Source organism: Pseudomonas sichuanensis (assembly GCF_024749065.1).
Lineage (GTDB): Bacteria > Pseudomonadota > Gammaproteobacteria > Pseudomonadales > Pseudomonadaceae > Aquipseudomonas > Aquipseudomonas sichuanensis.
In genome coordinates this window covers 2,910,821-2,931,945 of sequence record NZ_CP087185.1, presented here as the reverse complement: position 1 = coordinate 2,931,945, position 21,125 = coordinate 2,910,821, and the positions used below count along the sequence as shown (strand labels likewise).

The following is a 21,125-nucleotide window of genomic DNA, read 5'->3' as shown; positions in this document are numbered from 1 at the left end:
TTTTGCCAACCCTTGGTCAATCTATCTTGCTAGGACTAGATGATCGGATCACTACGGATGAGCCTCATGGCAATGCTGGATTTGGTAGCAGCAGCAGAGCTGGGCAAGCAGGTATTGGCCCGATTCCTTCAAGGCTGAGCCTTGCCTAGTCACCCACGCATTGCATGTCGTATCTTGTAGCGGCACGGTGCCACCTCCTCACCCCAGTTTTCGTGAGTCAGAGCGAACCATTAGGAGGAACCGAAAGGAATCACTACATGAAGCTTTGCAGTCTGCGGGTAAGCGGTTTTCAGTCATTTGGCCAGGAAGTTACGGAGATCACCTTCGAGGGCGTCACATACCTTTTAGGGCCCAATGGTGCAGGGAAGACGGCGACACTGCAGGCTTTGGCACGGATGTTTGGCTTCGAACCAGGTCTGCGTCGCCTCCGTCGAGCAGATTTCCATGTTCCGTTAACCGAGCAGGAGGTACCTGCTCAACGCTCGCTTTGGATCGAAGCGGATTTCACGTTCGACGAAACGCTGGATGATGAGGACGACGATACGGTACCGCCTTTCTTCTCGCAGATGACCCTGCAGACGGCTGATGGTGTTCCCCGCATTCGCTATCGCCTGGAAGGCGTTTTGCACCCTGATGGCGAGGTAGAAGAGCGTTTACTCTACGTGACCCGCATGGACGAGTATGGGCAACCCACTACGCTAAAACCAGTTGCGAAGCGTGAACGGGACGAGATACACGTGCACTATCTACCGGCACGCCGGGATCCCGCAGACCATGTTGCATATGGCGCCAGCGCCCTATTAGGCCGCCTCCTTCGTGCCGTCAATTGGAGTGATGACCGGGACTCAATCAAGCAACTCACTGAGCAAATCACAGAGTGCTTGTCGGAAAACGAGTCGATCAAAACCTTGAGCGCTAGCCTTAGCGGCGCATGGCAACGTCTTCACAAGGGCGACTTCTTCGCGAATCCATCCCTCACCTTCGCGAACTCTGAAATCGAGGCCATCCTGCGGCACCTTTCGATTTCCTTTACTCCTGGGCACGGTGAGAGCCACGTGGATTACGCAAGGCTGAGTGATGGCCAAAAGTCGATGCTATACCTCTCGCTGGTGCTTACGTCTCTCAGCATTGGCCGCGAGGTCAGATCAGGAAAGAACACCTCCTTTGATCCGCTCAAACTGAAGCCGTCCGCCTATACGATTCTGGCGGTTGAGGAACCCGAGAACAGCTTGTCTCCGCATTATCTCGGACGGATCGTGAGCTCCTTGAAATCCTCCGTTGGGGTAGACGCTCAAGCATTGATTGCGACTCAGGCCCCCTCGATGCTGAGGCGGGTGGAGCCTGACCAAATTAGGTACCTGCGTCTGAATGCCAAGCGAGAAACGAACGTATCCACCATTGTGCTGCCCGACAAGCGTAGTGACGCGTACAAGTTCGTTAGGGAGGCCGTACAGGCGTTTCCCGAACTCTATTTCGCCCGCCTGGTGGTGCTTGGTGAAGGCGACAGTGAAGAAATCGTGTTGCCTCGTATCCTTCAAGCCAAGGGGGCACCTGTCGACGAATACGCAGTTGCCATTGCTCCTCTGGGCGGTCGCCACGTAAATCATTTCTGGCGGCTATTGAACGCGCTAGGTACACCTCACATCACCCTGCTCGACCTTGATGTGGGTCGTCATCAAGGCGGCTGGGGGCGCGTAAACTATGTTCGTAAGCAGCTTGACCTATTCGATCCCGCACGTAGCATCCCTGATGGGTGGGCCTATCATTCCTGGGATGATGCTGAGCGGCCTGTAAGAACACACCACTGGTTCGACAATGGCAGCGAAACCCGAAGCAGCTTGTTCGAGGAGTTAGAGAACAGAGACGTCTTTTTCTCGGAGCCCCTAGACCTTGATTTCGCGATGCTCAAAGCATTTCCCGATGCCTTCGTTGCTGTGCTATCACCTCCGACACAGCACGATCATTTAGCTGTACTCGGCAAGTGTCACTTCAACCCAGGTCAGTATGCTCCTGATGAGCAGCAGCTTTTCTCGGCCTATCACAGTCTGTTCAAGCTAAGCAGTAAGCCAGCAGCTCATTTGGATGCCCTGGGCAAGCTCACTGACGCGGAGCTGTTGGCCTCGCTGCCACCGTCACTGAATCGGTTGGCGGACAGGGTCAAAGCCAAGCTTGAGGAATCGCCCGAGTGATTTCTCATGATCAATGGGTTCCGTCTCCCGGTGTGCGCCTGGAAAAAAATGCATGGAGCGTAGTTCGCGAGCTTGATCGGTCGATCCTTCTCACTGCGGGGCCTGGTGCTGGCAAGACCGAAGTGCTCGCGCAGCGTGCTGATTATCTTCTCCGAACCAATAGCTGCCGGTTCCCCAAGCGAATCCTGGCGGTGTCGTTCAAGACAGATGCCAGCCGTAACCTGCAAGAGAGGATTCAGCTTCGCTGTGGCTGGAGCTTCGCATCGCGATTCGACAGTGTGACATTCCATGGCTTCGCGAAACGGATCATCGATAAATTCCTCCCCGTTCTTGCAGAGGAAGGCTTGAGCCCGGATTACTCTATCGGTACCGAGGCCATCCCGGGCAAGCAGATCACTTTCAAGCAACTGCTGCCCCTCGCCATCAAGATCATTCACCGTAGCGAAGTCGCACGAAACGCAATTCGCAAAACCTATGCGCATGTTTTCCTGGACGAGTTCCAAGACTGCACTGCAGATCAATACGAACTCATCAAGCTGCTCTTTTTCGACAAAGGGATCTACCTCACCGCGGTCGGGGATCGTAAGCAAATGATCATGGGGTGGGCCGGAGCGCTGGAGGGTATCTTCAAAACATACGCGACTGAGTTCAATGCCCTTCCCCTCCACCTCTACGCGAACTTTCGATCAAAGCCCAATCTGCTGCGTGTTCAGAATGAAATCATCCGAGAAATTGATCCAGCGGCAGTAACGCCGGCGGAGCTGATCTCGGGCGATGAGGGAGAGATCTTGGCTGCTCATTTCCAGCACTCCTCTCAAGAAGCGAAGGTATTGGCTGACAGCATTCGCCATTGGATTAAAGCGGGAGTGCCACCACGTGAAATCGCGGTACTCATGCCGCGCCAGGTAGAGGACTATGGCTCGGCGCTGATGGCTGAACTCGGCAACCATGGGATCGCATCCAGGAACGACAGCGAGTTACAGGACTTGCTGAAAGAGCCGGCAGCGCGGCTGGTGATCGACTACCTCACCTGCCTTTATGGAAAAGGCCAATCGGATGCATGGGCACGTCTGATGGACTTGTTCACACCCTACGAAGAGGCCAGTCGTGACCACCTCCATAGGTTGTTTGAAACGACCTACCGCAGTCATGTACGTCAGGTTAGGGCCGCTTGCAAGACATCCTCCCCGTATGAGGACTGGTGGACACTGACAAGCAGCTTCCTGAGGGACGTAGGATATCCAACTCTGACTGCACTCTCAGGAGACTACGAGTCGAAGCCACGGTTGCATGAAGTCGTTCGCGACATCAGAAATCGGGTCGATGCGTTGCTCGCTACCGAGAAGACTATTCCCGGTGCACTCGCTCGGCTTTCTGACGACCAGGCGGTACGTTTTCTTACGATCCACAAGAGTAAAGGGCTTGAATTTCACACGGTCATCATTCTCGGCGTGGAGACCCAGGCGTTCTGGGGCAAGCTCGCGGAGGAGCGTTGCGTCTATTTCGTGGGTGTCTCACGAGCCAAGGCACGACTGTTGATCACAACGGCAGATTACCGACCTAAACCCAAGAACGCAGGTCGCTGGACGGAGAATCGCAGCCCGCATGCTGAGTTCGTTTCCCATGTGACAAGGCATCTCACTGGGCGACTACCGCATTCGCAAAACGAGCAGTGATGTACGTCATGGCTAAGATGCGCCGCCCTCAACTAAAAGGTGGATTCGGAATGGCGTACAGAGCGGTGTGGCTGACGCAAGGCAGTAAGCGTCCAGTGACCCCATCTTGATTGGCTTGTCCCCACCCGATGCTCGCCTCAGATCAGACCTACACGTGGACAACTTCCCCCTCGCCCTATGCCGTTGGCCCGCTGAAAAATCAGCATCGGCCCGCCTGGAGATTTAGATGTAGGCGACTTCCGGCTGGCGGCTACTACTCCATGCCAGCGTGCCCGCCTGGAGCGACCGAGCGCCCATGGCCTGATCGTGTTTTCGACAGAATTGTTGTCGATGGGTACAGCACCATGATGCATGTAGCGCGTCAGCGCCACCCAACGTTTTAAGCTGTAATCCAGTGCCTTGGCAGTGGCTGAGCCCCCGGGCACCAGCTCTCGCTGAGCCAGCATCCACTCGTGCAGTTTCTCTGCAACAGGCACCGCTAATTTCTGGCGCAGGTGCAGTAAGACCAGACATAGGCGCGGTGCATTTTCTTCTCGCCCGGCGCCCACCAAGGGCTGGAGCTGCACGCCGGTTGGCCCTACCCACTGAGCCATTGTTGAGCGCGGGATGGCGAAGCCTGATCGGCCAAAGATCTTTTCTTGCCGGTACAACGGCAAGTGGTCGGAGAACTTGGCCACCATCACATGTGCAAGCAGCCAGGCACTGGGTATGCCCTTATCGATCACTTAGGTGGGCACGCCTGGATCAGTGTTTCGCACTGGCGGCAGGCCCACCTTCCACGCACGTGCTGCTTTACGGTGAAAACGCCCGGCGTGTAATCCAGTTTCTCGCTGACGTCTTCGACAATGCGCTGGAGTTGGCAGCCGCATGCACATTCGGTGTTCTCCGGCTCGTGACGAATGACGGTACGTGGGAACTGGGGCGGCAACGGCGTCATCCACTTGTGAAAAAGGTGGGCATTGAGGCTGTAGCCCAAGCCGATATTTGCGATGGAGGCGCCAGGCTCGGCGCACTCCTGAATGGCCTGGGCTTTGAAGAGGTATGACGCTGAGGGGTCATGAGAAATCCGCTTGAAGGGCCAGAACTGGTGTCCACTTAGTTTAGGTGGACACCACGGCCTTCGGCAGTAGCTTCAGAAAGGTGTGGTTGCCGGACGCTTACTTTGGAGGCGCTTGAGGAGGCTTTGCAAGCGAGTTGAGCCTGCACAGCCCGCCTGCAAGGCGTCGCGTATAGCGTCCGAGGTTTTACTCAGACGGAAGGCTGAACCAATCAGGCACCAGCTTGGTGTCTCGCCATTCTTCGGTCGGAACTACTCCTGGAATCTTGCCCCAAACACCATCGTCAGCATGGTCGAGCACAATGATTTGCAACCGTCCTTCGGAAGAGTTGACAGCATCTGCGAAAGCTTTGAAAACCTTACGAACCGCGATCCGGTCTTCATCATTGAGCTCATGCTCTTCTTCGACCTGCGCGGCACGTTTTACCGGGAAGTAGACCTGACTGGGCTGGTCGAATACTAGGAAATGCGGGACTGGGTGCTCGACCGATTTCTTGGCCATGAATAGCTTCTGCAGCGCGAGGAGCATGGCCACATGGTAGGCGAGCCAGTTCGCACCACTACCAATCTCCCAAAGGAAGTCATCACGGCCATCATGGCGCACCTTGATGGCCAAGTCCGTGATCGACAGCCCAATCCTTGCGTCCTTCCACTCAGCATCAAGAGACGGGGTGATTTTCGCGCAATAAGCACTCAAGGAATCCAGGATTTTACGGGTGTTCGCTCTGATCAAATCCACGGATACGAGTGGCGCAAGCTCCGCCATACGCTTGTCCACCTTCTCCAACTCGCCGGCTAAGGTGCTATCGAATTGAGCCTCTTTGTAGTTTTTGACTGCCTCTTCAAGCCTTCCCAGGTATCGGTCAATGTCTGCTTCGCGTAACGCTTGTCCTTTGGCTTGCGCGTCGACCAACTCAATCGCTCTGATTTCTTTGCGGATGGCATCAAGTTCATCTGAGTCCTCGTTCATCGCGTTTCGGAGCCGTAGCATTTCGCTCTCGATCGATACGGGAACTACCGGTGCGACGCGCGCACTGTCTTCGATGCTGCTGAGGGCCTCGCATAGCGCGTCCAGCTCAACCGATGCCGACAGGGTTGGGGACACGAGTGCACCGATAGGTGTCACATTTTCTTTTTTCACCAAGCCCTTGAGCCATGTCGAGAGAGACAGGCGATCCTTCATGGTTTCTAGGGCAGAAACGTAGGCGTCAGCATCTTTCTGCAGTCCGCTCAGCTGATTTAGCTTCTGGCGACCTGCAAATAGATTCGCGGCAATAATTTCTTCCCTGGTCTTGAGCTCTCCAATCGTGGTGATCGAGGCCTGGATGGTCTCTAGTTTTGGTTGAGCATCCCTTGAGGTTTTCATCAAAATTGCGGCGAGCTGTTCGACGGCAACAGGCCATTCCTCGGAAAGCACCGAGTCGATGCCAACCAGGCCATATTCACGCGCTCGGAAGTACCAGCTATTGGCTTCTCCCCGGAGCCGAGCTGACGCGTCGGCCAGTGTCTTGATTTCCGACCGAAGCTGCTTTTGTCTGCGCTCCAGATCCTTCATTTCCCAAGACGCCAGCAGTGTCTGGGGCGTGACAGCACCTAGAATGAAGGGAAAGATGTCCTTCAGTTTTTCCCGGTGGCCGGTCGTGTCTGCCTTATAGAAAAGGACATCCGGATTGGCGACGATGTTCTGCGGCTGAAAGGTGAACGCCATCAAGTCTCGGAAGCTTGGCCGGTTCTTGAATCCGAATTTGACATCTTCACCGAAACCGATGTTCGGCAGGCCTGACAGTCGATTCAGGATCTCTTTAACGATGTTGCGGTTGGAGTTTTTTCGTTCGATCCTGGCTGGGATAGCAATGCTCTGCCCCTCTAGCACGAACATATCATCGGTGGAGCGCTGGCGGCCCGGCTCGGATCTCGCGAACAGCTTCATGCCCTCATCCGTGTCAACCAGCAGTCCAAACCATGCACAAGTGTTCCTGATCGTGCCCACAGGAATCGCACATTTCTCTGAAGCGAGGCAGTAGTCGATAATAGGAATGACCGCTGACTTGCCCGCCTTAGACGAGCCGCTGATGACGTTCACAGCACCTGGTGTAAATTTCACTTCACGGTACTGGCGACCATTTTTTGGCCACAAAATCAGTTTTTCAATTTGCAGTTTCATCAAAAACCTATCCGTAGGGCGGTCTGGACTTCCTGGATGGAAAGCGCTCCACACCAACCACCAAGCTTGTCTGCGTGTTTGCCTAGCTCTCTTACCGTGTCAGGGATGTTGGGCGGGTATCGCTTGGTGCTGTAATTGACGACTGCAGTGGTGCAGTCGAGAGTTAACAGGCCACTGTCCAGTGCGATGCTCACGCTGCTAAGCGATGTTCGTCTCAGCGCCAGCATGCGGCGCTGGATGGATAGCAATAACTCCTGCTCCTTGGAGAACTTGGCGGCGAAGAGCCGTAACCCTGAGGTTGAATTGGTCTTGCCAATGATCGTCCGTAGAGGCTCACTGAAGATGATCGGCAATACGAGAAACAGGAACGGTAGCGATGGGCCTGCGCCCGTGCATTGCCGTTTATACCCTTTGACGAACTCCCACATAAGAACCGCCCCAAGGGCAGGATTTTGCACCAAGTAAATCTCGTCGTTGATCCGAGGAGACATTTTGAATTCAGGGGTTTCCATCCTGGCCAACCTGTTTCAAAGCCAAGCCGCATGCCTCCAGATGGAGCCGGGCGGCCAGCGGTTATAGTATTTATTGACGGGTTCCAGAAGCTTTCATCAATCTTCGAGCAGATCCAGGTAGCGAGGATGCCAGCCAATCTTCTTCACGTTGGCGAACTCCTGATAGGTTCCGCGCACGAAGAACCTTGGGGATTCGGTGCCATCTAGAGGCTCGGATATATCCATGCACTCCATTTTCAACAGCTGTCCTTTATCCAGTTCTGAAGCGCTGGGATAGGTCATGTTTGTCTTCTTATTCAGAAGCTCCCATTTGTTGAATAGAGTTTTGCGGAATGCCTCGAAATCCTGGTCGCACACTAGGCCTTTCTCGCCCCATCGAACCTTGTTCGTTTTGGACTGCAAGAAATCTGATACTGCTTCGAACCCATCCCCTGCCTTGTCAATAAGGTCTAGCTGACGAAGCAATGTCAAAGCCAAGGGGCGGCACTCCTCGATTACGTCATCGGAAGGCGCAGGAACGGTATAGGTCTTCAGGAGGTTCAGGGTGCTTCGACTAACGAACGTCGACATGTAGTCTTTGAAAGTGTTTCGCGACAGCGCAGGGTACTGCCTTGCAGCGATTAGTGCATCGGAGTTGTTTTTGACCCAGCCAATGGCAACGTTGCAGGCGTCTTCAAGCCTGTCATCTGGAACGGTGAGCGCGAAGTGATTCGAAATCCTGCCAATCAGATCGTCATTTCCTGTTTCCAGCTCGAAGGCCATGACAAGGTCAGCCCGCTTCGCTTCATCGTAGGCGAGAAATTTTTCAATGTAGGGTTTGCACTGCTCGGGCTTTTCCGCCTCATAGGCATCGCGGATGTCCTGCACGACTCGATCAACTAGCCCCCTCGTGTGGGCGAAGTGGAGATGGTTGGCAAACTCGCCGTCTTTCTTCTGCAGGACGTACAGGCGGAAGCGGGTTTTGCTCAAGTCGATCAGGCCCGCCTCAATGACATCGATCCAATTGGCGAAGGTCTTCCATAAGTCGACAGAAAAATTGCTGATGGGGTTGGTAACCAAGCCGCTTTTGGCCTGCTCAAGTAAGCCAGAACCGTCGGCATGGTGGACATCCGTATCATCAAAGACCTCCAGTGCAACGTAAGAGCCCTGTGGGGCGTCGCACAGGTGCAGGCACATCCGGGTGGACTGCAGGGAGAATCCCAAGAAAGACCCCGGCCGGCTGGACTTAAGTTGAGGGGCCTGAGTTGGTACTGGGTTTGATTCCGAGCCAATCACATTCATTCATCCCTGCTCTGCTATTAGAGCTCGCACCGGCTGTACATAAGGTAAAGCTCGGCGGAACCTCTGTATGCGTGCACGCAGAATCCATGCGAGGGCGAGGCCGCCACAGAGATTCTATATTGCCATCATTGCGCAGGATGTTAACGCACTTGGGACGCTGGATAAACCGGCAATCTCAAGCGCATAGGGTTACTTGAAAGCAGGAGTACACTTGTACTCCATGGTCGCAGCCTCGCCCTCCACCATGAGGGTTAATGCTCCTTCAACCTGGATTAAGGTGCGGAGTGCTTCGAGACGGCGATTCAAGGCCCGGCGTTCTCTTATAGCTGCTGATCGCGGCGTCGAGCATGCGTCCAAGTTCAGCGCCATAGCGCTCGAAAGCCCGTGCCCACACAGCCGTTTCTACACTCGTGTTCAAACCTGTCCGCTCCTAACCGTCGGGCGAAAGCTGTGCTCGAAAGCAAGTCGCGGCGGGTAGTCATTTATACTGGCCGTAGCTGAAGTGGAAGCCTGGAGGATTTAGATGTTTATTGAGTTCGACCTGAACCGCAATGATTTTGATGCCTTGATGCGGCATTGCCAAACGTTCCAACCGGATACGGGTGATGCACGAGAAGATCAACGCCTGCTAGATGGCCTCGAAGCCCTCTTGGAGGCTATGCGGGAATCAGATCGCATGGCATCCGAAAGCTGATTGGCGTCACCCTCCCCTGGTTCCTCGCCGTCTATGGCTGGCCAGCGGGGCACTCATCTTGCGACCCAGCCCCAGGCGAACAGCATCACGGTTGAACTGTTCTCCAGCACTATCCGCTTGGCGGAAAATGGGCCTTACGGGGTGAATAGTGTGATCCGCGTCACGCTAGAAAAATAAAGTGCCACCCCTCCCCCTTGAAAAATCTTGAGCGAGACGGAGCTTTTAATATTTGAGAGCAAAAGAAAAAGCGGCGATCGAAGCCACCCTCTGGAATGACGTACTGACAGGGTTCTGGAGACGCCATATGCTTGTGTTTTTCGGTTTTGTTCTTGCTCTGGATGATGTCACGATGAGGTTGCAGGAACGGGGCCTGTAGGGAGATCGCCTTTTTGGCGGCTTCGCCGCCACCTTCGCTTTGCTTGCAAATACAACCCTGCACTCTAAAAATTTTTGTGCAGATGGCACCTGCGGTGGCGATGTGCAGGTACCCGTACGCCTGAAGTTTGAGAGTATGGCTGGCGCTGGTTTCGGACGGGTACCACTAGGCTCGGATCATGAGCTACGAAAAATCGAAGGAGTACAAATGTACTCACGTTGCACTAAAGGTTGAAGGCTATCAGTACTAAGCCTGTGAGCCATCCGCTTCGCTCGATGAACCCAACGCTGCGAGTTCTGCTTCTGCGCTGGCGAGCTTATGTACCAGACCCTCCTCCCTCAGCTTCGCGGCTGCAACCTCCGACTGAGCGTCACCGGCCTCTTTAGATTTGGCTTCCAACTGGCTAGCGAGCAGTTCCTTGGCTCCTTCCGCACGGGCAGTAGCTGCATTGGCAATGCCCAGGTCACCCCGTAGACGTTCGAGGGCCTCGCGATGGTACGAGTTCTCTTTGGCCTGTTGGCGACTCTCGGCAATGAAACGCTCGTTATCCCGGATCAATCGGGAGATTTCCTCCTGCTTGACCATGAGCGTTTGCTGAAGGACGGTCAGCTCCTGCTGCATTTGATAGACCTGGGACTCATGGCGGCTCAGATCCTGGTCTCGCTGCTCCTTGACCGAAGCGCGATAGTGTTCGAGGGCCTCCCGGGCATGCGCATGCTTTTGCTCCAAGGACTGGATCTGCGCATCCTTTTCACCAACTCGAACCTCTAGATCAATGCAGCTCTGGCTGAGCCTGGCGTTGCGTGTGAGCTCGGCCTGCAGCGAGGAGTGAGTCGTTTTGAGCTCTTCATCCTGCGCTTGCATAGCTGACTGCAGCGTGGCGATCTCGTCTTTCGCCTGGTCTAGCTGACTTTGAAGTGTACCGACCTCCTGCTTCATCGCTTGGCGCTCAAGATCAAAGGAGGCCCGTTCATGCGCCAGCGCCTCGTTACCTTCCTCCAACAAACGCTCCAGCATCTTGCCCACTAGCTCAGTCAGCTCATCGCTTAGCCTCGAAGGAGAAGCGGATGGCCGAGGGTCATGCGTCTCTATTTCCTTCAAATAGCGCTGAATTGTCGTCTTTGAGCCGGTATTTCCAAGTTCTATCCGAATCGCGTCGATGCTTGTATTCTGGCCTCGGGCAATCAGCGCTTCACGAGCTTTGCGCACAAGCGCCAAGTTAATACCGCCTCTAGCCATGATCCCTCCTACGATTTCGTACTGTTTTACGTTTCATGTAATTACGTGCCACTTTATCACGTAAAAAGCCATTGCCTACCTATAATATTGGCAAGACATAATCAAGAGTTATGGCTTGCCAGCTCTTAGAACGGGGGTAAAATGGCCTGGAAGGCGGTACAAATGGCCAGAGCTAGCCACCGAAGACTGAAAACGAGGAAATGACGTGGTGGATAAGGTCAGCAAGGCAGATAGGTACTTGGAGGCGAGCGTTCGCCAGAACACGTCGAAGAGCTATGCGGCCGCCCTTTCCCACTACGAAGTCACCTGGGGCGGCTTCCTGCCTACCACCACTGAGTCCGTTGTGCGCTATATCGCGGAGTACGCCGACCAGCTGGCGCTGAGCACGCTCAAGCAACGCCTGGCTGCGCTCGCGAACTGGCACCAAAGCAACGGCTTCCCCGACCCCACCAAAGCCCCCAAAGTCAGGCAGTTGCTGAAGGGCATCCGGGCGGTACACCCCGTGCAGCAAAAGCAAGCAGCTCCTCTGGCGTTATTGCACCTCGAAAAAGCAGTGGCGCACCTAGAGGATGAGGCTGTTCAGGCAAGAGCCGCCGGCAACATGGCGGCCCTTCTCAAGGCGACCCGCGACATCGCTTTGCTCACCATTGGCTTTTGGAGGGGATTCCGCGGGGACGAACTGGCTAGGCTCACGATCGAGAATACGCATGCGGAGCGATACGTAGGGATCAGGTTCTACCTGGGGTCTTCCAAAGGAGACCGACACAACACTGGCCGCGAGTACAAGACACCATCACTGAGCAAGCTGTGCCCGGTCGAGGCGTACTTGAACTGGATCGAAGCTGCTGGCCTCACTCGTGGCGGGGTGTTCAGGGGGATTGATCGCTGGGGCAACATCAGCAATCGCCCGATCGCGGCCCACAGCCTTATTCCTCTCCTCCGCGACACCTTGAATAGGTGTGGCTTGCCCTCCGAGATCTACAGTGCTCACTCGATCCGGCGAGGATTCGCTACCTGGGCAGCGAGTTCAGGGTGGGATATCAAGACTCTCATGGAGTACGTGGGCTGGAGCGATATGAAATCAGCGCTTCGCTATGTGGAGCCGGCCCAGCAATTCTGCGGACTCATCAGGAAGCTGGAGGGGTGAACAGCGGGTGGTTATGCAGACGCGCGTCTCACTGCACGCACCCGTTCTCCTCATTGATGCGCGTAGCCTTGGTCTGGCGATCACGCTCGTCAACCAGGGCTCAACCGCTGACCTGTTCCATGTTCGATGGTCATCAGTCGTGCATAGCGTAAAGTAACATTCGTATGCTCTCGCATAATTGACTCTGCCCTTCCTCCTTGGCCCAGCAACATGGCTTCCACGGCATCATGGCGCTGCATGTGCGCGAAATTGAATCTTCGATACTCCTGGTGCAGATTTTCACGGTCGACAACTAGGGCGCTCACCGACGCGAAAGGCATCTGTGAGTTCCTAGCGAGAGCCATCGCCACCGCCTCATTGCCGCTCGCGTCGATAATTGTCTGATGGAGTCGCCTGTTGATGTCGTGATACTCATAGATGGCTGGCATCTGGGGCAATGCTGTAGCCAGCTTGGATTGCTCGGTTGTTAGGGCTTCCCTCACCTGCTCTACGACGACGGCGAGCTTTTCGAATAAGCCGACGACAGACGGGATATAGGTGGCAGCGCTTTCAGCTGTCAGGTAGTGGCTCGCCTCGTCGCTGTCAAAAATGTCGATATTGCGCAGCGCTTCGATCAGGGGCTGGCCAACGTGCCATTCGTGCGCGCTTTGTTGGCCGTTCAGCTCAGAGGTGACCTGGCACCTACTCGCTGGAGGGGCCGTTTTAAAGACGTTGGTTTTGAGCTCAGCGGCTCTGGGTTTTCCTGAAAGCTTTTTCAGGATGCGGGTGTAGCTGGATTTTCCTGATCCGTTGTGACCATAGATAACAGAGAGATTGTGCGAGCCGAACTCCAGAGGCCTGCGAGGCTCTAGGTTCTAGATGCCCGCAACCCCGCCAATCTGGATGAGCCTCAGCTCATCCTGGACGGTATGGCGATGACTCAACTCGGTAAACTCGCGATGTGATGACGGCTTACTCCCGGCTGGTGTTTTGATCAGCGCGGTGAGATCCGCGACATCGAGTGCATCAATTTCGCCCTTCTTCAGCAGCCGGTCTGCTGCTTCCTTAAGCCAGTCATTTTGCTTAAGAAGCCATGAACGGATATCCACCTGCGCCTGCATCTTGCCCACTCCTGGACGTTGGTTGTGGCCAAAAGCTAGCAGAGGGTCATACGTCTCGCCAGGCAGCTACTCGGTATCAACTGGTATGTAACCGTATCTAAAAATGTACGCTCGCCATCACTAAGCTTAATCCTCATAGCTTCCCGTCCGCTGACGGTATCTCTGGCTAAACTCGGTGCACCATGTTATATATCCGCCGAATGTCAGTTCGACATGGAATTCTTTAGACTTACGGCCTTGAGGGATCGGAGTGTACACCTATTCATTTGCGGTTAAGTTGACCGATCACGCCCTAGACATTTCAACCCCTCAGGAGATATTCGAATCCTGCAGTAAACGCGTAACGGTTAAGCGAATGGCCAGTGATATATTTCTCATCTCGTCGGACGGCTACTCAGACGAGAAAGAGGCCGAGTTTGAATTGGTCGGGATGATGGTAAAGCTTAAAATTACCTTGTTAAAGCTAAAAGTCCCACATCAAGACTGGATTTCTTTCAATGATGACCAGCGAATGGCCACTCTGTCCATAGGTGATTTTTTTAGAAAGGCCAATTTTACACCAATCAGCTATCAGCCCCAAGTGTATGAGACGTCTAGGCGTACTCACTGGCCTGCGGCAGTGCCGGCGCCATTGGCACTCGATCTCAAAACACTGAGTGACATAACCCTTCCCGACTCTGAGTTCAACTTTGGTACCGTGCGCACACTAGAAGCACTGACAGTACTAGGCCTGGCTTTAGCCGCACCACATGCTAGATCGAAGCTGATTTTGTCGATGACCGCAGTAGAGATCCTCTGTACCAGAGGCGTTGTAGAGCAAAATGTTGTGGATGCTCTCGATGCTCTAGGTGGAAAAATTCAGGAGATAAAGTGCTCACTGGAACTCAGCGACATGCTGAAAAAATTATTGGACGATGCTAAGCGCGAATCGATTTCAAAGGCCTGCAAACGGCTGGTAAAAAAGTACTTGGGTAGTCGTAAAGCTCGCAAGTTTTACGAGCTCTATGATGTGCGCTCTCAGGTCGTTCATGGAAATCCTGCGCAGCTAACCATTGACCGCGATACTCATACGGCCATTGAGAAACTCGCGGAGGAAGGCTATGACCTGGCTCTGGAGTTGACCCTGGCTTTTGAAAGTGAGGTTGAGAATGCGGGCGCTAGCATTGGATAATGCCACTCCAAAGCCATATAATGCAGCGAGTATTGTCAAAGGCGCCTCTAACCCTGAATAACAATATATCCATGAGGTTGTAGCTGGCTTACTGCAATATGGGATAGGTAAGTTCAACCATGTGGCGCATTTGCGCCACAGCCCTCTTACCACTGCCTCAGAGCCTGCAATTCTAGAAATACTTCACGGCCTAGCGATCCGCCGGCCAGCCGGGTCGCACTATTCCGCCGTCACTCGAAACCGGCGCTTAGTTGTTGAATAGACCGTGTTGTAGTGCTCAATGGGTCACTCTGAACGAAACGGGAAACCCATTAGAGCTGCACTCTCTCTGCCCTGATTACTCTTCGGACGAAAGGAATCGATCAAGATCCAATGGATGATCCAGGCGCGAAGATATTGCCATAGACAGACAGTCTCTTAGATCTCGGTCGGCATCCACTACTCGACCATCTCGTGATAGTAGAGCGTCAAAGAACGATCCAACAAGGACGTAATCCAGATCCATCAAGTTATTTGTAATCCTCGCTGCTGGTTGGCTTTCTAATCCGCCCTCTCTAATCCACTCGATGTCCTGTTGTACTCGCAAAATATAAAATCGGTACAAAAGAGGCTTTTGACCAATAAACGCAAATGCTCGCTGCTTCGATAGGCCTTTCGCCAGAAGAAAATCATGAAAAAGCTTTTGGGCGATTTCGCAGATGATGGTAAGACGCGCATCCTCAGAGACCATACGATTGCGCAGCGCCTTTATGAGTTTGGCGCCAAGACTCTTTTTAATCAACGCATTTAGCTGGAGATATGTTTCATGGTTTTTTTCGTGATTTAGCTCGTCATTACGAAAATCTTTCTGAGCGCTTTCAATAGATACGGCGATGGAGTCGAGGCCCATTGGAGAGCTCTTGCCTTCGGCTACATCCATCAACAAGCTTTCCTTAAAGCTATCGAATTCCCCTGGTAACAATAGCCCCTCGATGCTATTAAAGGTAGCAAGCTCTTTTCGGAGCGCCTCACCAACACAGAGAGAGAGTTTTACTTTATTAGGGATTTTTGATATTTCAGCCAATGATGAGCGCATCACATGGCGCCAACTTTCACCTTTGCACATTTCTATCAGTGCCACATCTGGTAGAATAAATATTGCGTCAGGCTCAGCTACGATGAGATTAATCAAACCTTCAAAACGCAAATAGTTTTGATCGAGAACAAGATGGCGGGGCATATCTATTTGCCTGCAAATTAAAAATTTCAATTTTGGCAGTTACTGCTTAGAATATCAACCGCTATCCTCATCTAAACCGATGCAAAGCCGAACAAAACTGCAAGCGAGTCAATACAAAAATCCGAAATTTCTTGCTGGGGAGACGAACACTTCAGTTTCGAATTTTTCGATCTGCTCATGACAGATTCGTCGTTGCACTAAGCTGAAAAAGGTCTGCTGTACTACAGTTCAGTACCCAGGCTTCGCAGCAGCAGTACTCATTTCGAGCCGCAGCAGATCGGTCAGCGAATGCTGGCGCCAATCTATCAAAATCCCCTTTCGAGCAAGCCGCTGGCTGCTCGTAATCCTCGACTCTTCATCAATCATCTGCATCAACGTGCGCTGCTGCCAATCAACGTTGTGCCCAAGCGAACGCAAGCGGCGAGCGGCCAGGATGCGTGATTCAACGTCCAGCATCGTATTCAATGATGATGCTTTCCAGTTGGCGTCATACCCCAGAGCTTTCAGCCTTTGGGTAGTCCGTAGTCGACTCTCGACATCAAGAAGGTCGGAAAGCGACATCCCCTTGGGATCAACGGTATACCCGAGTGCGCGAATCCGATTGGCGATTTGCTGGGAGGCTTCGACTTGGTAATTTCCCAGCACTACTGGTTGCACATGAGTCCGAGATTTCGTTGATTCATGTGGTTTTGCAACGACCGTTCTACTGGAAGTACCGACGGATCCGGTTGTGCTGGAGTGTGAGCGTTCACTGCCCACTGTTGGAGAAACAGACGATTTGGGTGCAACTAGGGCATTCGTGGGAGCAGCGGATCGCACGGGACGAGTGGGTGATCGGTCGGTATCAGCAGGCACTTGCTCAGAGGCTTGCCCATTATGCGCAGGCGGAGCCGCCAGATGCCCAGCCTCACCTGTGTATGGATTCACGTTGCCCAACGTAGTCCAGTTGTTAGAAAACACACCGTCAGGCGCAGAGCGGTAATGAGGCTGCACGTAGGTGCCGTTGCTCCTGTAATAGCCCCTGACGTGAACATCGCCGCCCGCAACGGCGTGCCCTGACATAAGCAGTGACAGGCAGAGGGCTGGCCATCTCGTTTTCAAGCCCAACAAGACCACCATCCCCTTCACCCTATTACGTCCCTGTAGCATCTCAAAATCAGGTTTCTGAGCAACATCATTGCAGTGTCGGAGATGGCATACCCATCGCCCTCAGTTGGTAATCAGATACGGCCTGAAAAAGGGCCTCAGCTTCAGTTCGCAAACGCTCGATCTCCTCTGCTGGAAGTTCGGCTGTCATGGCCTCGTGATATCGCCTAAGGGCATCCACAGCTTGCTGAGATAGCGGTTGGCTGTCCACGTAGATCTTTAGAAAGTCTCGTTTCATGATCCGCTCCAGCTCTCTACTCCTGATGCCTGAACGGCGCCGGCAGCCAAATCTGCGGTTCGCCCGTCCAGGCCAATTTCAGGTTAGGCCATTTGGCTTCGTTTGTTGAAAACGACCGTACGCTTGGCCTCATACCTCACAACCCCTACAAACCCACGACGCTTCAGGGCCTCGACCAGCCGTCTTACGTCTGAGGACGGCGGAAGGTGTGCACGCTTCTTCCCAACGAGCTCGACATGCTCCTCTCCCAACAGAGGGAGCACCTGGGCCACGTCAGTCCAAGCACAATTCATCTGCAACGCCTGGATGACCATGTCTGTCCGCTGCGAAGGGCTCAACGAGACATCCGAAAGACAATGCCGGATCACAGGCAGGTAGCTGCCCGGGAATGTGGCTTGCTCCCTGTTTGCGCGAACGCAAGCGTTGGCCAGCTCTACAACCGAGCCCTCCCAACTGCTGAACATCTCTGCGGTGATGCCCTGCCACATCGTCATGGTGTCGACCAAAGATGCAACACCTGAGCGGCTGAGGGCTGTAACCAAGCCAATGGGCAAGCTAGAAAGGCTGAGCGTGTCACGTGCGTCCCGCCAATGGTAGGCAACATAACGCGCCTCCAAGGCGGGATCATTCTGGGCGAAAAGCTGCCTGATTTCTGAGCTGTATGGGACGAAGGAGGCGTTGGAGAAACAGTGCCACCGGCTCGTCGGGACGGTGCTCTTCAACATCACGGAAGGCGACAGGACGATCGGCGAGAACAGGGCCTTCAGGGTGTCATTGGTGACCTGCTCTTGCTGGATGATGAACGTTTGCAATTCCTCATCTCTGTCGCCGCTCCAAAGTTCTTTGGCCAGGCTTGCTGAATGGCGCGTGACGAAATCCAAGAAGCTCGGAACAGCAGACTGACCGAGATCTGGTCGCTCTGCCTGGGACGACGACGCGTTTCCAGTGCCTATGATGACGCTATTGAAGAATGTCCAAACCGCATCCCCGAGGTTGCACAGGCGCTCAGACTTCAGGGCCGGCAACCAAAGTGCATGAGGAAGCTTTTCAAGATCCGTGATCAAGCAGTCGGTGTGTTTGAAGACCGCTAGCTGAAGCGTCTCCATGTCTTTGGTACCGTCCACCAATGCAAACAGATCAACCAGTGAGCTCTCCGTTTCAGGTAGGGTGCCCTCCTGACTCAGCAGCTCATACACGTATTCGGAGGCAGATTGCCCGATGAGTTGATCGAAGCCCACGAGCTCTAACTGGGTAAGCTGATGATGCGAAACCATGACTGGTTCGGTGCCAGGCTCCAGGGTGCTGCATAGCAGCTCCAACATCCGCAATGTAGGCTTCAGGCACCCCCACTCCACCAGCGCTCTGAGCTCGTCAACGGTGCATGTTTCGCTGACATTCCAGAACTGCGCGGGCCTCGCTCTGAGCCAAGCCCACCCCATCTGATTCGAGGCCAATCCGGGAATCAGCTTCGAAACATCGCGCAGATCGTTGATGGTTTTGAAGAGCGTGTCGCTGCGCCCTTCAAGCTGTTTGACCTGGTCAGCCATCAGACTGTCCAACACGATGATCACCAAGTCTTCGCGCACCAGATTCGACTTGTCGTAGGCGACGAGCTCATTGATGACGTTGGGATGATGTTTGAACAGAGCCCTGATGAACCCAGTCTTCGCATCATCCGGCAGCAGTTCGACCACCTCTGCCAGGCGCGCCAAGTGCTGAAAGCTGCACTTGATTATTACCGAGAGCTTTTCTTCCCTGGACTGGGCGTCATCATGCCGGGGGCGAACAAGCTCGGCCACTAAATGCACCAACAGCCCTTTCCCCTTGTCGATCGAGTCGAAATCGAGCTTGCTCGCTACGCGCTCGGGGTTTCGGATAGGCGAACCAACGTCAAGCGTTTCGCCCCGAGCAAGGGCCATGGTGAGCATTTTGTCCGACTGGGTCAGTGAGCCTTCGTAGAAAAAGCCGAGGTAGTCAGTGTAATCGGTGTCCAGATTGCCTCGGCGAAGCAGGAAGGTGATCAGCTCATAGCCTTGAAGCCAGGTGCCAAATGACTCTCCATAGTTACCGCTGCACGCCTGCCGGAACGGCATGGTCTTAAGCCCGGTGATTTTTGCTTGGATGACGCTGATTTCGTCATCAATCTCGTCGAGGGATACCTCAAGGCCTTTGACACGCTCTGGATATGAAAGCTCCTGTACAACCGCCTTGGGGGTGAGCGGTTCACCTTTCTCATATCCTAACGATCTGGAATTCACGTAGGGATAGACGGATCGCTGACTGACTACGCGTTCAAAGACGCTGTCTGAGACAAAGTCCCTCAAGGAGATCTCTGTGCGGTCTTCCAGCCACAGGTTAGTGGCGTGGTGGAGGGATCCCTTGCGGATTAACTCAAACCAGACACATGCACGAAGGCTCGCAATGTCACTGGCGACTTCCGCCTCTCGCTCCTCTCGGCGTTGTTTCAACTCAGCGATGGCAGCCTGGTGACGCCGGATTTCAGCTTTGACCCATGCGGGATAGCCTTCTATGACTTGGTAGACCACACCTTTGCGCTTGAGTAGATCCGAGTACACATCTGGATGAAGATTCCTCAACGCCACCATCGCAAAGAGCTTGTTCGGATCAAGCGGCAAGCCGTCATTCGCGAGAATGTTTGCGTAGATGTCGAACTCGTTCACGATGTTCTTGATGAGCCGCATCTCGTCGATGTGATACCCCACGGTCTCGATCAGTTTGGGCGTGAGGCCTGCATTCAGCGGCTGACCACCCATATGTCGTTGGCCCAGCAGCTCGACCAGTTTTTCACGGGAGTTTTCCGAGTTCACCACAGGGATGATGGGAATGATCAGGTCGAAAAACTTTGTCTTGTCTGTGACGGTGAACATCTCATCCCGCAGCGCATAGATGAAATGGATAGGACGCTTGACCTGGGGAGACTGGCGGATGATGAAGTTGATCTCGCGCAGCCTGAAGAAGATCTCCTGGATGTCGAACCTATCCAGATCCTCGATCACCACGACGTCGATGTCGCTGCGCTCGAAGCAGTAAATGATTTCGTCGATGTTCTTGTGCAGTACCGAACCATGATGAGTTGCCTCAAGCTTACCCCCCTTGAGCGTCAGGCCATCGATGCTGAAGAGCGAGAGAAGCTTCAAGCCTGAATACAGGGCCCACACACCGCCTGCCACTACGACACCAAGGGCGATGAGTTCGGGCAGCCACATCAGCCCTTTCAATGCCCAATCCTTTGCTACCTCGGAGAGGGTCTGCAACTTCGGTACCGCCAGGCGCAATGCGGCGAATCCGATCACTGTGACGCACAGGGTACGCCAACAAACGCGCAGCGTTGACGCGTGAGAAATGCGCTTGAGCCGTGTCTTGGGTAGCTGCTTAGCTTGTACCGCGTAAAGGAGCTGCTGGACGATCGTCTCTTCGATCCGGTTGATCAGGTCGTCACTGGCTGTCGTATCGGAACCGCCCGCAACCGGTGCCGGCGAAGCTAATTCGGGCGTTGGAGACCCAGGCGCTTCATCAAGCGGCTTCACCGAAACAGCTGTAGGCGCGTTCGCCTTGGTGAACGTGGCCAGCGATACGAAAGTGTGTTTGAAGCTGCGATGGTGTTCGAAAAACGTCTTCAGGACGCTGCTCTTCCCTGCCCCATAGCCGCCGGTGATTGCGATGTTGAGCACTTCATCGTTCTGTAGCGCTCGCAAGAGTTCGCGCTCATACCGTGCCGCTCTGTCGTCTTCCACAAGCACCGGAGTCAACGGCTCGAAAAAGAGTCCATCCTCACTACGCCAAGCCGTGAAAGATCGCCGGGTTGCCCGTCCACCGGCGACGAGCGCCCACCAACAACGGCTGGCGCCGCGTACGATTTTCCCTAGCATGTCCTGATCCTGGTTCCTGGCCTGCC

At 54.2% G+C, this 21,125-nt stretch carries 14 protein-coding genes and 2 pseudogenes; 5 read left to right on the top strand and 11 right to left on the bottom strand.

Annotation, left to right across the window (positions count from 1 at the left end; genetic code table 11):
- The first annotated feature begins 257 nt into the window (after nt 1-257).
- Together LOY51_RS13310 and LOY51_RS13305 are read left to right on the top strand one after the other, a co-directional pair.
- The gene (locus LOY51_RS13310) at nt 258-2,189 is read left to right on the top strand and encodes an ATP-dependent nuclease (protein ID WP_258646543.1); all 1,932 of its coding nucleotides are present in this window, start codon (nt 258-260) and stop codon (nt 2,187-2,189) included.
- Nucleotides 2,186-3,865 carry a UvrD-helicase domain-containing protein gene (locus tag LOY51_RS13305; RefSeq protein ID WP_258646542.1) on the top strand — a complete coding sequence of 560 codons (1,680 nt, stop codon included), beginning with the start codon at nt 2,186-2,188 and terminating at the stop codon, nt 3,863-3,865. The genes LOY51_RS13310 and LOY51_RS13305 overlap by 4 nt, the downstream gene beginning before the upstream one ends.
- Before the next feature lie 278 nt (nt 3,866-4,143).
- Here LOY51_RS13305 and LOY51_RS13300 read toward each other — a convergent pair.
- The 4 genes and pseudogenes from LOY51_RS13300 to LOY51_RS13285 all read right to left on the bottom strand — a co-directional run.
- A pseudogene (locus LOY51_RS13300) lies at nt 4,144-4,796 on the bottom strand (IS66 family transposase); the annotation flags it as partial.
- Between the two features lie 313 nt (nt 4,797-5,109).
- The gene (locus LOY51_RS13295; RefSeq protein ID WP_258646541.1) at nt 5,110-7,086 is read right to left on the bottom strand and encodes a DUF3732 domain-containing protein; all 1,977 of its coding nucleotides are present in this window, start codon (nt 7,084-7,086) and stop codon (nt 5,110-5,112) included.
- Nucleotides 7,086-7,598, bottom strand: coding sequence for a three component ABC system middle component (locus LOY51_RS13290; RefSeq protein ID WP_258646540.1), 513 nt, complete (start codon nt 7,596-7,598; stop codon nt 7,086-7,088). Before LOY51_RS13290 ends, LOY51_RS13295 begins: the two co-directional genes overlap by 1 nt.
- Nucleotides 7,599-7,694: 96 nt before the next feature.
- Entirely contained in the window at nt 7,695-8,879 is a 1,185-nt protein-coding gene (locus LOY51_RS13285) for an ABC-three component system protein (RefSeq protein WP_258646539.1), read from the bottom strand.
- Nucleotides 8,880-9,402: 523 nt separating this feature from the next.
- Here LOY51_RS13285 and LOY51_RS13280 point away from each other — a divergent pair.
- Nucleotides 9,403-9,573, top strand: a complete 171-nt coding sequence (locus LOY51_RS13280) for a hypothetical protein (RefSeq protein ID WP_258646538.1) — start codon at nt 9,403-9,405, stop codon at nt 9,571-9,573.
- Between the two features lie 622 nt (nt 9,574-10,195).
- Here LOY51_RS13280 and LOY51_RS13275 read toward each other — a convergent pair.
- A complete protein-coding gene (locus LOY51_RS13275; RefSeq protein ID WP_258646537.1) occupies nt 10,196-11,188 on the bottom strand; it encodes a DNA-binding protein in 993 nt (330 codons plus the stop codon).
- Nucleotides 11,189-11,396: 208 nt separating this feature from the next.
- Between LOY51_RS13275 and LOY51_RS13270 the strand changes: the two genes are divergently transcribed.
- Complete coding sequence (locus LOY51_RS13270; RefSeq protein WP_258646535.1) at nt 11,397-12,335, top strand: tyrosine-type recombinase/integrase; 939 nt, start codon at nt 11,397-11,399, stop codon at nt 12,333-12,335.
- Nucleotides 12,336-12,424: 89 nt separating this feature from the next.
- Here LOY51_RS13270 and LOY51_RS13265 read toward each other — a convergent pair.
- Both LOY51_RS13265 and LOY51_RS13260 read right to left on the bottom strand, forming a co-directional pair.
- Nucleotides 12,425-12,748 (bottom strand): annotated as a pseudogene (locus LOY51_RS13265) (GntR family transcriptional regulator); the annotation flags it as partial.
- Nucleotides 12,749-13,189: 441 nt separating this feature from the next.
- Nucleotides 13,190-13,435: a hypothetical protein gene (locus tag LOY51_RS13260; RefSeq protein WP_258646533.1), complete on the bottom strand. Its 246-nt coding sequence runs from the start codon at nt 13,433-13,435 to the stop codon at nt 13,190-13,192.
- Nucleotides 13,436-13,790: 355 nt separating this feature from the next.
- Here LOY51_RS13260 and LOY51_RS13255 point away from each other — a divergent pair, with 355 nt between their 5' ends.
- Nucleotides 13,791-14,606: a hypothetical protein gene (locus tag LOY51_RS13255; RefSeq protein WP_258646531.1), complete on the top strand. Its 816-nt coding sequence runs from the start codon at nt 13,791-13,793 to the stop codon at nt 14,604-14,606.
- 337 nt (nt 14,607-14,943) lie between these two features.
- Here LOY51_RS13255 and LOY51_RS13250 read toward each other — a convergent pair whose 3' ends face one another.
- The 4 genes from LOY51_RS13250 to LOY51_RS13235 form a co-directional block, all read right to left on the bottom strand.
- On the bottom strand, nt 14,944-15,825 hold the full coding sequence (locus LOY51_RS13250) for a hypothetical protein (protein WP_258646530.1): 882 nt from the start codon (nt 15,823-15,825) through the stop codon (nt 14,944-14,946).
- A gap of 228 nt (nt 15,826-16,053) precedes the next feature.
- The gene (locus LOY51_RS13245; protein WP_258646528.1) at nt 16,054-16,470 is read right to left on the bottom strand and encodes a hypothetical protein; all 417 of its coding nucleotides are present in this window, start codon (nt 16,468-16,470) and stop codon (nt 16,054-16,056) included.
- 529 nt (nt 16,471-16,999) lie between these two features.
- The gene (locus LOY51_RS13240) at nt 17,000-17,209 is read right to left on the bottom strand and encodes a hypothetical protein (protein WP_258646526.1); all 210 of its coding nucleotides are present in this window, start codon (nt 17,207-17,209) and stop codon (nt 17,000-17,002) included.
- 83 nt (nt 17,210-17,292) lie between these two features.
- Nucleotides 17,293-21,099 (bottom strand): YobI family P-loop NTPase, encoded by a 3,807-nt coding sequence (locus tag LOY51_RS13235; RefSeq protein ID WP_258646525.1) that lies wholly within the window; start codon nt 21,097-21,099, stop codon nt 17,293-17,295.
- Nucleotides 21,100-21,125: the final 26 nt, after the last annotated feature.

Excerpts from the sequence above, each read along its gene's own strand:
- LOY51_RS13240 (WP_258646526.1), bottom strand. The coding sequence starts at position 17,209 with ATGAAACGAGACTTTCTAAAGATCTACGTGGACAGCCAACCGCTATCT.
- LOY51_RS13310 (WP_258646543.1), top strand. The coding sequence starts at position 258 with ATGAAGCTTTGCAGTCTGCGGGTAAGCGGTTTTCAGTCATTTGGCCAG.
- LOY51_RS13260 (WP_258646533.1), bottom strand. The coding sequence starts at position 13,435 with ATGCAGGCGCAGGTGGATATCCGTTCATGGCTTCTTAAGCAAAATGAC.
- LOY51_RS13295 (WP_258646541.1), bottom strand. The coding sequence starts at position 7,086 with ATGAAACTGCAAATTGAAAAACTGATTTTGTGGCCAAAAAATGGTCGC.
- LOY51_RS13290 (WP_258646540.1), bottom strand. The coding sequence starts at position 7,598 with ATGGAAACCCCTGAATTCAAAATGTCTCCTCGGATCAACGACGAGATT.
- LOY51_RS13275 (WP_258646537.1), bottom strand. The coding sequence starts at position 11,188 with ATGGCTAGAGGCGGTATTAACTTGGCGCTTGTGCGCAAAGCTCGTGAA.
- LOY51_RS13255 (WP_258646531.1), top strand. The coding sequence starts at position 13,791 with ATGGCCAGTGATATATTTCTCATCTCGTCGGACGGCTACTCAGACGAG.
- LOY51_RS13285 (WP_258646539.1), bottom strand. The coding sequence starts at position 8,879 with ATGAATGTGATTGGCTCGGAATCAAACCCAGTACCAACTCAGGCCCCT.
- LOY51_RS13250 (WP_258646530.1), bottom strand. The coding sequence starts at position 15,825 with ATGCCCCGCCATCTTGTTCTCGATCAAAACTATTTGCGTTTTGAAGGT.
- LOY51_RS13235 (WP_258646525.1), bottom strand. The coding sequence starts at position 21,099 with ATGCTAGGGAAAATCGTACGCGGCGCCAGCCGTTGTTGGTGGGCGCTC.
- LOY51_RS13280 (WP_258646538.1), top strand. The coding sequence starts at position 9,403 with ATGTTTATTGAGTTCGACCTGAACCGCAATGATTTTGATGCCTTGATG.